Genomic DNA, 14,871 nt, shown 5'->3' with positions numbered 1-14,871 from the left:
TGAATTCATTCAGCATTTATGCCTCACATATATTTTAAAATTGTGCTGAAAAATATTTGAATGACAATTGCATATTGGATGTACAACATCTACTTTAAATTTAGCTGAAGTAACTTTTAAACGTATTGAAAAATAACAGCTAAAAGCGATAATTCATTAAATGACTCTTTTAAGAAAGTTTATTTTCTTTGACGGAGGAAGTTTAAGGATTACTTTGGCTTTGTTGCACAAACCTATCGTTAAGGGCTTATTCCACAATATAATTTTCAAATGAATAAGCCCACACCTAAAATTTACCGTACTCTCAATTGGTCTACATACAACCGCGCACTTATTAATCGTGGAAATATTGCCATTTGGTTTGATTCAAAAACTCAGTGGTATGCACAAGCAAAGGGCAAACAAGGTCGAAATCAAACCTATTCTGATATAGCAATCCAATGTTGCCTAATGATTAAATCCCTATTTCGACTCTCTTTACGCATGGTTTCAGGTTTTGTTCAAAGCCTGATTAAGCTTTGGGGATTAGATTGGACAGCTCCGGATTACTCCACCCTTTGTCGTAGACAAAAGCATATTGATATTGCGATTAGCTATCAAAAAAGTAGTGATGGGCTACATCTACTCGTAGACTCCACTGGCTTGAGATTTCTAGGTGAAGGTGAATGGAAACGTAAGAAACATGGACCTGAATATCGTCGTCAATGGCGCAAGCTTCATATTGCTATAGATGCTGAAACCCTTCAAATACGTGCAGTACAGCTTACTACAAATAATGTGAGCGATTCGCAAGTACTCGATGATTTACTTTCTCAAATTCCCTTGGATGAACGAATTGATTCGGTCTATACTGATGGCGCATATGACACAAAGCTCTGCCGACAAGTCATTTCAGATCGAGATGCACATGCGGTGATTCCACCTAGAAAAAATGCGAAGCCATGGAAAGATAAAAAGACCAGCTCGCTAGAGCGAAATGAATTACTTCGTACTGTTAAACATCTAGGTAGGACGCTATGGAAAAAATGGTCAGGCTACCATCATCGAAGTTTGGTTGAAACCAAGATGCATTGCATCAAATTATTGGGCGATAAATTAACAGCAAGGAGTTTTCCTAGTCAGGTGAATGAGATTCATGCACGTGTAGCAGTTTTGAACAAATTCACAGAATTAGGTCGCCCTCATACCCAAGTTGTCACTTAAATTTGAGTTACTTAGGGAAACTCTATCTTTAAAGCCTTTATGCAACAAAGCCGGTTCAATGCTTAATGTTCTAAAAAACAGAACAATCTATGCAAATCATTCTAATAGACAGAAATGTGTTTAGAATTTAATTTCGACTTAGAAAATAAGGATTTAGCAAAATTTAAATAGCGCTAAATGCGAAAGAAATATTGCAATTGTCGAGATGAACTATGAATGCCATTCCAGTACTCAATTTATTTACCCAACCTCAGTGCAGTACATTTGATGCTAACGACTGGAATATTTTGGCGCAGCATTGGTATCCCGTTGCATGTGTAGAAGATGTTTCGATTGAACCGCAACAAGTGCAATTACTCGATGTAAAAATGGCGTTGTATCAAACTGAAAGTGGAAAAATTCATTTGGTTCGTGATATCTGTCCACATCGTGGGGTGCCATTAACCAAAGGCTGGGTCAAGGGTGAAGATATTATTTGTCCATATCATGGTCTACATTATAACGGTGCAGGAAAGTGTGTAAAAATTCCTGCACAGCCTGAGCTGACACAAATTTCAGAGCGTTTTTCATTAACTAAATTTCCAGTCGTATTGAAATATGGATTGGTGTGGACCAGTTTATTTAACCGCGATGAATCTACGGCCAATTTTCCAGATTTAGACACGTGGGATACAGAGCAGCACCAATCTATATTGCCACCTTATGTAGATATTGATGGTTCAAGTGGGCGTCAGCTCGAAGGTTTTATTGATGTTGCACATTTCGCATGGGTGCATCATGAGAGCTTTGCAGATCGTGAAAACCCTAAAGTGCAAAAATATTCGACAGTACGTACGGACTATGGACTACATACAGAATATCTCAGTGATGTGAGTAATTATCCGCATGGCTTACAACATTTAGCGCCAGAAGACTTTTTATGGAAAAGAACGTTTGATGTCTATCCGCCATTTTCTGCAATTTTAACCATCGATTTTCCTGAAAATGGGGTATTGAAAATATTAAATGCCTGTTGTCCTGTATCGCATAATAAAACCCGTTTATTTGTGCCTTTAACTCGAAATTTTGATACCACAGGCGATTTACAAGCGGTCTATGATTTTAATGCACAAATTTTTGCTGAAGATCAGGACATGGTGGAAAGTCAAAAACCTGAGGAATTGCCACTGGATATCAGTATGGAGGCGCATTTCGAAGCAGATCGCTCATCGACAACCTATCGTCGAATATTAGCCGAATGGGGGCTAAGCAAACGTTATACCGTTTAATTTTTATTTTCGAATAATTTCATTCTTGGTTTTCATACAAAAAAAGCGACTCAATCGAGCCGCTTTTGACTTTGTACATAAAGGATTAGTTTACACGTATCCATGTTTGGCTGCGTCCAAGCGCAGATACACCAATATAGCCACGACCATTCAAGGTCTTGCCGTCATTCGACATTTTGGCATTGAAACTATAGGTTTTACCATTTTTCGGGTCAGTAATTTTACCGCCGTCATAGGTATTTTTACCGGTATTTTTCAAACCATTCACGATTTGCACACCGAGTAGTGGTTTATTGTGGAATTTACCTACACATTTTTGGCAGTTTTCTGCTTCACCCGGGGTGAGTACATCCACGATTTTTGCAGATAAAACGCCCTTTGATGTTTCATTAAATTGAACTACAGATAAAGGTTTTTTGGTTTGGTCATCGATGGTTTTCCATTTAGTACCATGCAATGGATCAGCAGCCAAAGCTAAGCTAGACACCAGTGACAAACCGATTAGGCTAAGAGTTGTTTTTATCATTTTAGAACCTCTATTGAACATAGTAAGAGATGTGCATCCCTGATCTTCCAAAGGGTGGATACACAAGACTTGGAAAATTACAAAGCATCAGCCTTGTTGTCTTCAAGGGCTATATTCACAAAAAAATAAGTATATATTGTGGATTTTATATACTGATTTTGAATATGTAGAATCTGGATCGTGTAGAAAAATAGAATAAATGTTGAGCTTTGTTTATAACATTTGGGATTTGTATCACTTTTATAAATATCAAACGCTGTTTGAGCTGAAAAATTTAGAGCTACAATCCCAAAAAAAGCCGGAGCTAAAAGGCTCATTTAAGTTTTCAATTTTTGCTCTAATCATGTTGAATTACATTAATTTGATTTGAAGCAATAACGCTAAAGAGCTATGTATAGCATTCATATTTTACAATTAAATAAAATCATTTCATTCATAGATCAGTTCTCGTTAAGCTTGTGTTATGAATAATATGAAAATGCAGCTTGTTCACTGAACGAGATTAAGTGTGTATAGGAATAACGATGAAAAATTTTAACAACAAAGTCGCAGCCATTACTGGAGCAGGTTCAGGTATTGGACAGCAATTAGCCATTCAACTGGCTCAATCAGGTGCGCATCTAGCATTAAGTGATCGCAACCTCGACGGCCTTGCACAAACGGCTGAAATGATTAAGCACACCGGTGTGAAAATAACTCAGACCCAGTTAGATGTATCTGATCGTGCCGCTGTCGAGCAATGGGCGGCTGCAACCCAAGCTGAATTTGGCCAGATCAATTTGATCTTTAATAATGCAGGTGTCGCGTTAGCCAGTACTGTAGAAGGTATGCATTATGATGAAATTGAGTGGATTATGAATATTAATTTCTGGGGCGTGGTATATGGGACAAAAGCATTTTTACCGTATTTAAAACAAAGTGGCGATGGACATATAGTTAATATTTCCAGCTTATTTGGTTTGACGGCTCAACCGACTCAAAGTGCCTATAATGCAACGAAGTTTGCGGTACGAGGTTTTACTGAATCTTTACGCCAAGAATTAGACTTGGAAAATGCTGGAGTCAGCGCAACTTGCGTGCATCCGGGTGGGATTCGAACCAATATTGCAAATAGCGCGCGTATGAGTGACAGTATTCGTGCGTTAGGGATGAACCCAGATAGGGCAACCAAAGCATTTAATAAAGTGCTAAAAACACCGCCTGAAGTCGCAGCAAAAGTCATTTTAGATGCGGTAAAGCAGAATAAACGTCGAGTTTTAATTGGTAATGATGCCAAAATTATTGATTTAATTCAGCGAATTGCACCTACACGTTATGCCCAAGCCATAGATCTACTTAGTGGTAAGAAAAAACGTAAATAATTCAAAGATAAGTAAAAAAGGGATGATGCAACATGATCCCTTTTTTATCCTATAGAGCTCTTAATTTCGAATATTGAATTTTTAAGTTTAAATGACAAGAAAATCAAAAAATTGAGTTTTCGATTAAACAAAGAAGATGTAATTTTCCCATCTTCTTTGTAGTAGTAATGCTTTTGAATATTATGAACTTTTAGAATCTTGAGCCGTTGTCATCGGCGCTTGTGTGGCTACTCGTTTGGTCAAAATGACATGTGCAGCGACACCGATACAAATCCCCCAAAATACTGAGCTTAGCCCTAAAAAATGCATACCTGAGGCTGTCGCTAAAAAAGTGATTAGCGCCGCATCACGGTTGGCCTCATTTTTCATTGCAACGGACATGTTTGTTCCAATCGCACCTAATAACGCTAGACCTGCAAGTGCAGCGACCAACTCTTTAGGTAATAGGCTAAATAACATGACAATGCTGCCTGCAAATAAGCCGCCTAAAATATAAAAAATACCATTGGCAATACCGGCTATATAACGTTTTTCTTTTAGTTCATGTGCATCTTTGCCCATACACATGGCTGCGGTGATAGACGCTAAAACAATAGTAATGCCTCCGACACATGCGACAACGAGCGAGGCAATACTGGTCGCTGTAATAATGGGCTTAGCTGGCGTGTCATATCCACTGAGTTTCATGATCGCCATCCCCGGAAGAAATTGACCACTCAGACTGACTAAGATTAAGGGAATCGCCAAATTTAAAGTCGAGTTCCAAGTCCAAATTGGGGCAATAAACTGCGGTATAGCGAGTTGAAAATTCACATCAACAGGATTAATTTTTCCTAATGTAAAACTCAGGATGACACCAGTCAGTAAGACCCAAATCATCGCGTAGCGTGGCGATAGTCTTTTAGAAATCAGAAAGACCAATAACATGCCAAAGACAATGATCGGCATACTATCTGTAGCAGTGAACAGTCCAAGCCCAAACTGAAATAAAATACCTGCCATCATTCCCGCAGCGACATCTTGAGGAATCCATTTTAGGAGTTTGTCAAAATAGCCGGTGATTCCAATCAAAAATATAACGATAGCAGACGTGATATAAGCTGCTATGGCTTCATTCAGTGAAATATTCGGAAATAGGGTGACTAAAAGGGCTGTACCGGGCGCTGACCACGCGGTAATCACCGGGGTTTTATATTTAATAGAGAGATAAATACCCGCCAGCGCAGCACCAATAGAAATCCCCCAAATCCATGAAATCATCATGGCTGGGGAAACTTGAGCTTTTTGTGCGGCTTGGAAAAAAATAATCAGTGGGCCTGAATATGAAATCAGCACGGCTAAAAATCCTGCAACCGTCGCTGAGATCGACCAATCTTCTTTTAATGTTTTTAACAGGGGTGCCATCGCTTTTGCCTCCATGCGACTATGTCAATGAGCCTGTTGAATTAAACCAATGACGGTATAGCGTTTAACCTTGATCTCCACCACCAACAGGGACGACTGTTCCTGTCATATAAGATGAATCATCGGATGCCAAAAATAAGATGGCATTGACTTGTTCCTGAATTGTGCCATAGCGGCCTAAGAATGTGCGGTCAATGGTTTGATCGACCACGTCTTGCATCCATTGTTTTTCATGATCTGACAATGGGTTGGCGTTTCTAGGTACTTTTCGTGGTGGCGCTTCTGTACCACCTGTAGCTACGGCATTGACTCGAATACCATCTCTGGCATGTTCAAAAGCGAGTGCAGAGGTTAAGCCATTTACCCCACCTTTTGACGCTGAATATGGCACACGGTTAATACCACGGGTTGCAATAGAAGATACATTTACAATTGTCCCTTGCTGATTTTGAATCATTTCAGGTAACACGGCTCGGCAGCACCACATAGTTGGAAATAATGAACGATTAACTTCCTTAACGATTTCTTCTTCTGAAAACTCTTGGAAGGGCTTCATCCAAATCGCACCGCCGACGTTATTGATCAAGATATCAATTCGGCCATATTTTTCAATGGCTTGGGTAGCAACTGATTGAGCGCCTGCAAATGTTTCAAGGTTGGCTTTAACAATAATGGCATCGCCATTATGGGCTTGAATATCGTTCAGCGTATCTTCAACAAAATCTGAGAGATCTGCCAATACCACTTGAGCACCTTCTCGGGCCACTTGTAGTGCGACTCCACGACCAATACCTTGAGCGGCACCGGTTACAATAACAACTTTATTGCTAAATCTGGCTTGTTCTGACATTAAACTATTCTCCCTTAATTCGCTGAGAATTTTTCAAACAAGAAGTTTGCAGGTTTAACGCCTTCGGTATCTAACCAGCCACGTACAGCTTCGACCATCGGCACAGGACCACAGAGGTAAATATCCACATCGCCATTGTTTAACCAATCTTTTTCAACATGACTGGTCACATAGCCTTTACGTTCATGCTGTGACTCAGGGTGAGCGACCACAGTACGGTATTCGAACCACGGGAGTTTGTTTTGTAATTCATCTAGCTTGTCTTTTGCCACGATGTCAAAGTCATTGGTTACGCCAAATACAAGACGAACAGGTTGTTCAGAACCTTTTTCTTCAAGCACTTGTAACATGGACATAAACGGCGCAATACCTGTACCACCTGCAAGCATGACCACAGGGCGGACAACATTACGCAGATAAAAACTACCAAAAGGTCCTTTGAAGGTCATTTTGTCGCCGGCTTTCGCATCGGCACTCAGGAAGGTACTCATTTTGCCTTCAGGGACATTACGAACCACGAAGCCTGTTAAACGATTGCCCGGCTTTGAACTAAACGAATACGAACGAGTTTCTTCAGTCCCCGGAATGCCGACATTGACGTATTGACCTGCCAAGAAGTTAATGTCAGGTTGACCTTCATCCAGTTGAATATCAAAGGTAATCGTAGAATCCGACATATTTTCAACACGAGACAATGTGCCTTGAAACTCATGAATTTCCGTTTTACACACGTCAGATGATGCACTGATTTGGAAAACCGCATCTGAACTTGGACGACATTGGCAAGCTAAAATATAACCTTGCTCAGCTTCTTCGGGGGTTAAAGCGTCTTCGATATAAGATTCTTCAGGCATGTCGTAAGTACCCGACTCACAAAATGCACGGCATGTCCCGCATGCGCCATCACGGCAATCTAGAGGGATATTGATTTTTTGACGATAGGCTGCGTCGGATAAGGTTTCACCTTGAGCAACACTAATAAAACGAGTAACGCCATCTTCAAATTGAAGTGCAACATTATGGTTTGACATGGCTGAATATCCTTTTGAAAATCTGGTATAACGTGTCCTTTCAGCCAAATATCCTTCTGGCTGAAAGTAAAACCTTGCTTAGTGAAATAAGCTTTTAGAGGTGATAAATATCAATAACTTGGTTGATATAATCGTTTTTCAGAACAACATATTTGCTGAGGATTTTTGGCTGCTCACCTGAAAAATCAATTTCATAACGTGACATGCCAAAGTAGCTATAGTTGGTTTTGTAGCGGAAACTTAAGGTGTTCCAGTTAAAACGCACCGTTACGTTGTCGCCATCACGTTCAATAATCTCGACGTTATTAATGTTATGGCTGGTTCGTGTATCCGGCATCGTGGCAGATGAACGCTCGGTTTTAATGCGGAAGACACGGTCTTCTAAACCTTGACGGTCTGGATAATAAATCAAAGAAATCTCAGACTGTGGATCTTCCGTGAGGCGGTCATCGTCATCCCAAGCCGGCATCCAAAATGATGCAGATGGGGCATAGCACTCTAGCCATTCATCCCACTGTTCATCATCTAAAAAACGCGCTTCGCGGTAGAGGAACTGAGATACAGCTTCAATGCTTACGCTGTCTAAATGTGCAGTTGCATTCATGCGACATCTCCTTGTTCATTTGCGACTTGTTCAGCTAGTTCTTTTTCTTCAGCGATGGCATGTTTCATGGTTTTTAACCAATATTGATGCTGAGCAAGGTAAAGACCTTCATCTTCCGTTTTGATGCCACTTAATAGCGGTTTTAATCCAATTTCATTGGCTGCATCATCCGGTCCATGAATCCAGTGTTTTGAACCACGGCACATGTCGTTCCATTCCAGCTCAATTCCTGCATAACCTGCTTGGCAGGCACGGAATTCTTCTAAATCGTCAGGTGTTGCCATGCCTGAAGCATTAAAGAAGTCTTCATATTGACGAATACGACGTGTACGTGCTTCTGGCTCTTCACCGACAGGGGCGATACAGTAAATGGTGACTTCAGTTTTATTGACAGAAATCGGGCGTAAAACTCGAATTTGTGAACCGAATTGATCCATCAAATAGACGTTTGGATAAAGACATAGGTTACGTGAACGCTCGATCATCCATTTCGACATCGGTGCGCCGAATTTTTCGGTATATTCATCGGCTTTGCTAAAGTTTGGCCGGTCTTCTGGGTTAGCCCATTGTGTCCACAACAACATGTGACCACTGTCAAAACCATAAGAACCACCGCCTTGCTTGCCCCAAGAACCCGCACTCATGGCACGAATATTATCTGCCGCTTGTGCTTCTTTACGGTGCTGAGTGGTCGCTGCATAGTTCCAATGCACGGCTGATACGTGATAGCCATCTGCGCCATTTTCAGCTGTCAGTTTCCAGTTACCTTCATAGGTATAGGTAGATGAACCACGTAAAACTTCCAAACCGTTTTCCGACTGACCTTCGATCATGTCGATAATTTTGGTGGTTTCACCTAAGAATTCTTCAAGGCTTGGCACATCAGGATTTAAGCTACCAAATAAAAAGCCTTTATAACTTTCAAAGCGTGCGACTTTTTTCAAGTCATGTGAACCATCTTGGTTAAAGCAATCTGAATAACCGGCTTCAGCAGGGTCTTTAACTTTGAGTAATTTACCTGAGTTATTAAAGGTCCAACCATGGAATGGACATGTATACGTCGCTTTGTTGCCTTTTTTATAACGACATAACTGTGCGCCACGATGTGAGCAGGCATTGATCATGGCATTCAGTTCACCATTACGGTTACGTGCAATGATGATCGGCTGGCGACCGATATGAGTCGTGTAATAATCATTGTTATTTGGAATTTGGCTTTCATGTGCCAAATACACCCAGTTACTTTCAAAAATGTATTTCATTTCAAGATCAAATAACGCTTGATCGGTAAATACTGAGCGGTGCAGTTTAAATTCACCAGTGTCAAAATTATCGACAAGAAGTTCATCAATACGATCTAGATGGCTGGTGTTAATTACAGGAATACGTGGCATGTCCATTCTCCGACTGTCCAATGAGGGGATAGTCGCCGAGTTGTCAAACTTGGATGAGACAGCTCGGCTTCCTTAGATTGAGTAATTAAGCGCTAGCGCGTCGACGATCAACTTCAGTATTTGGTGCTGCAGCTTGTTCTTTAACTAACTCAACATTAAAGCTAATGTGCTTAAACGGTTGGTTTAGACCACGACGTGCAATTTCAGCTTCGTCTGTGATATCAACAGCAGTTGCCACCAGACCATCACGAGTTGCAAAGGCAAAGTCGTCCCAAAGGTATTTATCACCTTCGATGTTGAATTGAGTAGTTAGCTTGCGGTAACCCGGTGCAGAGATAAAATAATGTACATGTGATGGACGGTTACCATGACGGCCTAGTTTGTCTAAAACAAATTGAGTTGTACCTTCTGGAGGGCAGCCATAACCAACGGGCATCGTAGTTTGTGCAACATATTTACCGTCTTGGTCAGAAAGAATCGTACGGCGAAGGTTAAAGTCAGATTGAGACTTATCAAAGAAAGAATAGTTACCTAGGCTGTTGGCATGCCAAATTTCAACTTTAGCGCCTTCAATGATGTTGCCTTCGGTATCTGTTACCGTACCTTCAATAAACAGAGTTGGAATTTTATCGGTTTCCGTACCATCGTCCATACGAGCAAAGCCCACTGATTCAGGTGCGCCAGCCACATATAAAGGGCCTTCAATGGTACGTGGTGTACCACCTGTAATACCTGCTTTCGCATCAGCTTCATCGGCACGTAAATCTAGATAGTGCTCTAAACCTAAACCAGCGGCTAAAAGACCTAATTCGTTCGCTTGACCCGCATCTGTAAAATACTCTAGACCTTTCCATAGTTCAGTTTGAGTAATATCTAGATCTTCAATCGCTTGGAATAAATCACCCAATAAACGTACCACAACTTGTTGTACACGTTGGTCAACAGGCCCTATTGCTGTATCTACGTTCATTTGTTTAACCAGAACATCAATCTCTTGACGGTTCATACTATATCTCCTTAAGTATGCATTTAAGTATGGGTGGCTATCACTCGATAAAAGAGGTCTTTGGCTGCCACGTTCCTTGTTTGGTTGTCTAACAATACTTTTTAAGTTGTTTCGTGTAGCAGGTGAAGTTTCTTTCAGGTATGGGCTGCACGATGTTTTTGATCTGTTGGATGGGATTAAATTTGCTTAATCCTGTCTATGTGATATACCTTAAAAGAATAAAATCTTCACGTCGAAGATCAAATTTGCATTTTATTATACTTAATAGGTATTGATAGCCATGGAACTAAGACACTTAAGATACTTTGTCGCGGTGGTTGAAGAGCAGAGTTTTACCAAAGCGGCAGAAAAACTATATATAGCTCAACCACCTTTGAGTCGGCAGATTCAAAATTTGGAACATGAGCTTGGAATTCAGTTATTTGAACGCGGTAGCCGTCCGCTTAAGACTACAGAAGCAGGCCAATTTTTTTATCATCATGCTTTAAAACTTTTGTCTAATGCAGAAGAAATTAAATCAATGACGAAACGAATCGGTTTGACAGAAAGAACAGTGACAATCGGTTTTGTGAGCTCTTTATTGTTTGGTTTACTCTCGAATATTTTGTACTTATTCAAACAACAACATCCACATTTAAAAATAGAAATGGAGGAAATGGCGACCACTGAACAAATCAAAGCATTAAAGGAAGGTCGTATAGATGTCGGCTTTGGGCGTTTGCGTATTTCAGACCCTGCGATCAAACGGGTTTTACTTCGTGAAGAACGCTTAGTAGTAGCCTTACACGCTAGTCATCCTTTGGCACAAAAAAAGGAAGGTATATATCTTGCAGATCTGATCGATCAACAATTGATTTTTTATCCAAATCACAATAAACCGAATTTTTCGACCCAAGTGCGTGGCATATTTTCAGAGTATGGTTTGGAGCCTAAAAAAGTACGCGAAGTACGTGAATTACAACTGGCTCTAGGCTTTGTTGCAGCTAATGAAGGGGTTTGTATCACTCCAATGAGTGCCCAAAGTGTGCAATTAACACATTTAACCTTTGTTCCGATCTTAGACGAAGCCGCGATCAGCCCTGTATTTATGGCTGTACGTAATATGGATGAAAGCGAAGATATTCGTGGTTTATTTGATAGTGTTTATCAAGTTTATGATTTAGAAGCGATTCCATATGATCGTGCTGTGTTTTAAGTAATGTGTTGATAGACGTTCAGATGAACAGCAGTTATGAAATGATCTATTTAAATAAAGCGGAATCAAGGGATTAATTTATATTCTACTTTTTAGGTATACAAACATGCCTAATCGGTTTTGGACATTAAGCACCGACTTATTCATTGTGAAAAGCGAATTTTACAAGCTTCACAATTAGGAGGTGGGCTATGCAAAACCAGAAAATTAATATTAATACCTTGGTTGATGAAGCCAAATTTACGCCATTTCATTGGGGTGTTTTGATTTGGTGTCTTTTGATTATTATTTTTGATGGTTATGACTTGGTGATCTATGGCGTTGCCTTACCTTTGTTGATGCAAGAGTGGTCATTATCTGCGGTACAAGCCGGCTTACTGGCAAGTACGGCTTTATTTGGCATGATGTTTGGTGCCATGTGTTTTGGCACACTGTCCGATAAAATTGGTCGTAAAAAAACCATTATGATCTGCGTCGGTATTTTTAGTGGTTTTACCTTTTGCGGCGCTTTTGCAAGTACTCCCGTTGAGTTTGGTATTTTACGCTTTCTTGCCGGTCTAGGCATCGGTGGCGTTATGCCGAACGTTGTCGCATTAATGACAGAATACGCGCCAAAACGTATACGCAGTACCTTAGTTGCACTAATGTTTAGTGGTTATGCCATAGGTGGTATGGCTTCAGCGTTATTGGGTGCTTGGTTAGTGCCTGTATATGGCTGGAAAATCATGTTTTATATTGCAATTATTCCATGTCTTGCATTGCCTTTAATTTGGAAATTCCTCCCTGAGTCATTGATGTATTTAACCTCAAAGCATCAAACAGATACGACTCGAACGATTGTCTCTAAAATTGCCCCTGAACAAGTCCTCACAACAGATACTCAATTTGTACTCAATGAAGTTTCTGAAGAAGATAACGCTCCGTTAAAAGCATTATTTCAACAAGGCCGTAGTTTCAGTACGTTTATGTTCTGGATTGCATTTTTCATGTGCTTACTGATGGTTTATGCACTTGGAAGTTGGTTACCAAAATTGATGATTCAAGCCGGCTATTCGCTTGGTGCAAGTATGATTTTCCTCTTTGCACTGAATATTGGTGGAATGGTAGGTGCTATTGGTGGTGGTGCTTTGGCAGACCGATTCCATATCAAAAAAGTTCTGAGCATCATGTTCATGTGTGGCGCATTGGCTTTAATCTTACTGGGCTTTAACAGTCCGCAAATGGTTCTGTATACCTTAATTGCTGTTGCAGGTGCAGCTACCATCGGTTCACAAATCTTACTTTATACCTTTGTCGCACAATACTACCCAACCACGGTACGTTCTACAGGTATGGGCTGGGCATCGGGCATTGGACGAATTGGTGCAATCGTTGGACCGGTACTTACTGGTGCGCTGTTAACCATGAATTTGCCGCATCAAATGAACTTCTTGGTGATAGCCATTCCCGGTGTCATCGCTGCATTAGCAATATTTATGGTGAATTTACAAGCGTCAGTAGAAGCGTCTACTCAAGGTCAATCGCCAAAGCTCAATACGCAAGCTATCAAAAATCCAGCGAATTAAGCCGATATTTAAAGATTTAACATTACCCCAAAATTTTAAGTTTCTAGGCCCTGATGCACAGCATGAGGGCTAGTGGGAATTGTGACAAAAAATAAGGAAAGGGCATCGCCCAAATCGAGGTCAGGATGAAAACTCAAAAGCTAAATTTAGTCAAAAAAACCTTTAAAATTAAACCGATGCTACTGGCTTGTGCAGCTGTGTTCCCCATGTGGACACATGCGGCAGTCAGCGAGGCTGAAGTTGAACAGTTGCGTGAAGAAGTCAAAGCGTTAAAAGCCATGATGCAGCAATATGTTCAACAGCAAAACACTTTGTCGAGTGAAATCAAAGACGTAAAACAAGGGCCTGTAGTTGCTGTGCAGAATCAAAAACCGACTCAAACACCGAGCCTGAGTTTAAATACCAAATCGGGCGCTGAGTTTAGCTTGTATGGCAATGTGCGTGCAGATGCATCTTATCAGGCAGAAGGCGGCAGCTTATCTCGCCTGTATAACCAAATGAATAGTGTTCCGCTAGAAGGGAATGCTGAAAGTTCAGATCGTTTAAAAGCAACACTTGCTGCCACACGTTTAGGACTAGACTTTAAAACGCCGACTCAAGTGGGAGATGTAGGCGGTAAAATTGAAGTCGACTTTTTGGGCGCAAATGATGGACTGCGGATTCGTCATGCCTATTTGACCTATGGTGATTGGTTGGTGGGGCAAACATGGTCTAACTTTGCTATACCTGATTATATGCCTGAAACTATTGATGCATTGGGCTATGTTGGTGGTGCTGTTAAACGTACACCTCAAGTTCGCTATAGTCACAAATTTAGTCCTGAGACAAATCTTGTGCTTGCAGCAGAAGATTCTAAGGATGACAGTTCAAATATGCGTTTGCCTGCATTAACAGCGCGGTTAAACCATAAAATGACAGATACACTCATGTTGAGCGCACGTGCGATGGGTGCTGAAAAGAAAACGGATACGGATACAGAAACCGCATGGGGACTTGGTCTGGGCGCAAAGCTAGATTTGACGGATAAAACAGTGCTCAAAGCGGATTATTACCATGTCAAAGGCGACAGTAGTTTTGTGTCATGGACCAACCAAGGTTTTGTCACCAATGCGGATAAAGACATCATCGCCACCAATGAATTTGACTCGATTACAGTAGGTTTAACTCAACAAATTTCAGCACAATGGCGCGGAACATTGGGCTATGGTTATATGAAAGCAGATAACAATGCAGATTATGTCAACTCATTAGTCGATAAAACCAAGGCCAATAAAAACTTATGGCAAGCATGGGCAAATGTATTTTACAGCCCTGTTAAGCCGATTAGTTTAGGTCTGGAATATGTCTATGGTGAACGTGAAGCTTTTGGCGCCGCACCAAATGGCAGTACTAAGGGTGAAGATAACCGAATCAATGCGGTCGCGATGTACAACTTCTAATGCCCTTACAGAGAATTGTTTAATT

13 protein-coding genes are annotated in these 14,871 nt (G+C 40.8%); 6 read left to right on the top strand and 7 right to left on the bottom strand.

Going from position 1 to position 14,871, the window contains the following annotated elements:
• The first annotated feature begins 270 nt into the window (after nucleotides 1-270).
• Both MST16_RS08255 and MST16_RS08250 read left to right on the top strand, forming a co-directional pair.
• Nucleotides 271-1,203, top strand: coding sequence for an IS5 family transposase (locus MST16_RS08255; protein WP_180004513.1), 933 nt, complete (start codon nucleotides 271-273; stop codon nucleotides 1,201-1,203).
• A 212-nt stretch (nucleotides 1,204-1,415) separates the two neighbouring features.
• On the top strand, nucleotides 1,416-2,471 hold the full coding sequence (locus MST16_RS08250) for a Rieske 2Fe-2S domain-containing protein (protein WP_180004511.1): 1,056 nt from the start codon (nucleotides 1,416-1,418) through the stop codon (nucleotides 2,469-2,471).
• Nucleotides 2,472-2,556: 85 nt separating this feature from the next.
• Here the strand turns inward: MST16_RS08250 and MST16_RS08245 are convergent, their stop codons facing one another.
• The gene (locus MST16_RS08245; protein WP_168379617.1) at nucleotides 2,557-2,997 is read right to left on the bottom strand and encodes a DUF2147 domain-containing protein; all 441 of its coding nucleotides are present in this window, start codon (nucleotides 2,995-2,997) and stop codon (nucleotides 2,557-2,559) included.
• Nucleotides 2,998-3,521: 524 nt separating this feature from the next.
• Between MST16_RS08245 and MST16_RS08240 the strand changes: the two genes are divergently transcribed.
• Nucleotides 3,522-4,358, top strand: a complete 837-nt coding sequence (locus MST16_RS08240; RefSeq protein WP_180004509.1) for an SDR family oxidoreductase — start codon at nucleotides 3,522-3,524, stop codon at nucleotides 4,356-4,358.
• A 180-nt stretch (nucleotides 4,359-4,538) separates the two neighbouring features.
• Here the strand turns inward: MST16_RS08240 and benE are convergent, their stop codons facing one another.
• The 6 genes from benE to catA form a co-directional block, all read right to left on the bottom strand.
• Nucleotides 4,539-5,762: a benzoate/H(+) symporter BenE gene (benE, locus tag MST16_RS08235; RefSeq protein WP_180004507.1), complete on the bottom strand. Its 1,224-nt coding sequence runs from the start codon at nucleotides 5,760-5,762 to the stop codon at nucleotides 4,539-4,541.
• Between the two features lie 64 nt (nucleotides 5,763-5,826).
• On the bottom strand, nucleotides 5,827-6,612 hold the full coding sequence (gene benD, locus MST16_RS08230) for a benzoate diol dehydrogenase BenD (RefSeq protein ID WP_180011801.1): 786 nt from the start codon (nucleotides 6,610-6,612) through the stop codon (nucleotides 5,827-5,829).
• A gap of 14 nt (nucleotides 6,613-6,626) precedes the next feature.
• Nucleotides 6,627-7,643, bottom strand: a complete 1,017-nt coding sequence (gene benC / locus MST16_RS08225) for a benzoate 1,2-dioxygenase electron transfer component BenC (RefSeq protein WP_180011803.1) — start codon at nucleotides 7,641-7,643, stop codon at nucleotides 6,627-6,629.
• 94 nt (nucleotides 7,644-7,737) lie between these two features.
• Nucleotides 7,738-8,247 carry a benzoate 1,2-dioxygenase small subunit gene (gene benB / locus MST16_RS08220; protein WP_180004503.1) on the bottom strand — a complete coding sequence of 170 codons (510 nt, stop codon included), beginning with the start codon at nucleotides 8,245-8,247 and terminating at the stop codon, nucleotides 7,738-7,740.
• Nucleotides 8,244-9,641 carry a benzoate 1,2-dioxygenase large subunit gene (gene benA, locus MST16_RS08215; protein ID WP_180004501.1) on the bottom strand — a complete coding sequence of 466 codons (1,398 nt, stop codon included), beginning with the start codon at nucleotides 9,639-9,641 and terminating at the stop codon, nucleotides 8,244-8,246. The genes benB and benA overlap by 4 nt, the downstream gene beginning before the upstream one ends.
• 85 nt (nucleotides 9,642-9,726) lie before the next feature.
• Entirely contained in the window at nucleotides 9,727-10,647 is a 921-nt protein-coding gene (catA, locus tag MST16_RS08210) for a catechol 1,2-dioxygenase (RefSeq protein ID WP_180004500.1), read from the bottom strand.
• A gap of 280 nt (nucleotides 10,648-10,927) precedes the next feature.
• Between catA and MST16_RS08205 the strand changes: the two genes are divergently transcribed.
• The 3 genes from MST16_RS08205 (at nucleotide 10,928) to MST16_RS08195 (ending at nucleotide 14,846) form a co-directional block, all read left to right on the top strand.
• Nucleotides 10,928-11,842, top strand: coding sequence for a LysR family transcriptional regulator (locus MST16_RS08205; RefSeq protein WP_180004497.1), 915 nt, complete (start codon nucleotides 10,928-10,930; stop codon nucleotides 11,840-11,842).
• 191 nt (nucleotides 11,843-12,033) lie between these two features.
• Entirely contained in the window at nucleotides 12,034-13,407 is a 1,374-nt protein-coding gene (locus tag MST16_RS08200; protein WP_180011805.1) for an MFS transporter, read from the top strand.
• Between the two features lie 125 nt (nucleotides 13,408-13,532).
• Entirely contained in the window at nucleotides 13,533-14,846 is a 1,314-nt protein-coding gene (locus MST16_RS08195; protein WP_180011807.1) for a DcaP family trimeric outer membrane transporter, read from the top strand.
• Nucleotides 14,847-14,871 lie beyond the last annotated feature (25 nt).

The sequence above is a fragment of the Acinetobacter sp. YH16040_T genome (genome assembly GCF_024605785.1).
Classification (GTDB): domain Bacteria; phylum Pseudomonadota; class Gammaproteobacteria; order Pseudomonadales; family Moraxellaceae; genus Acinetobacter; species Acinetobacter amyesii.
The sequence above is the reverse complement of the archived record's forward strand: the minus strand, read 5'-3'. Positions and strand labels throughout refer to the sequence as shown.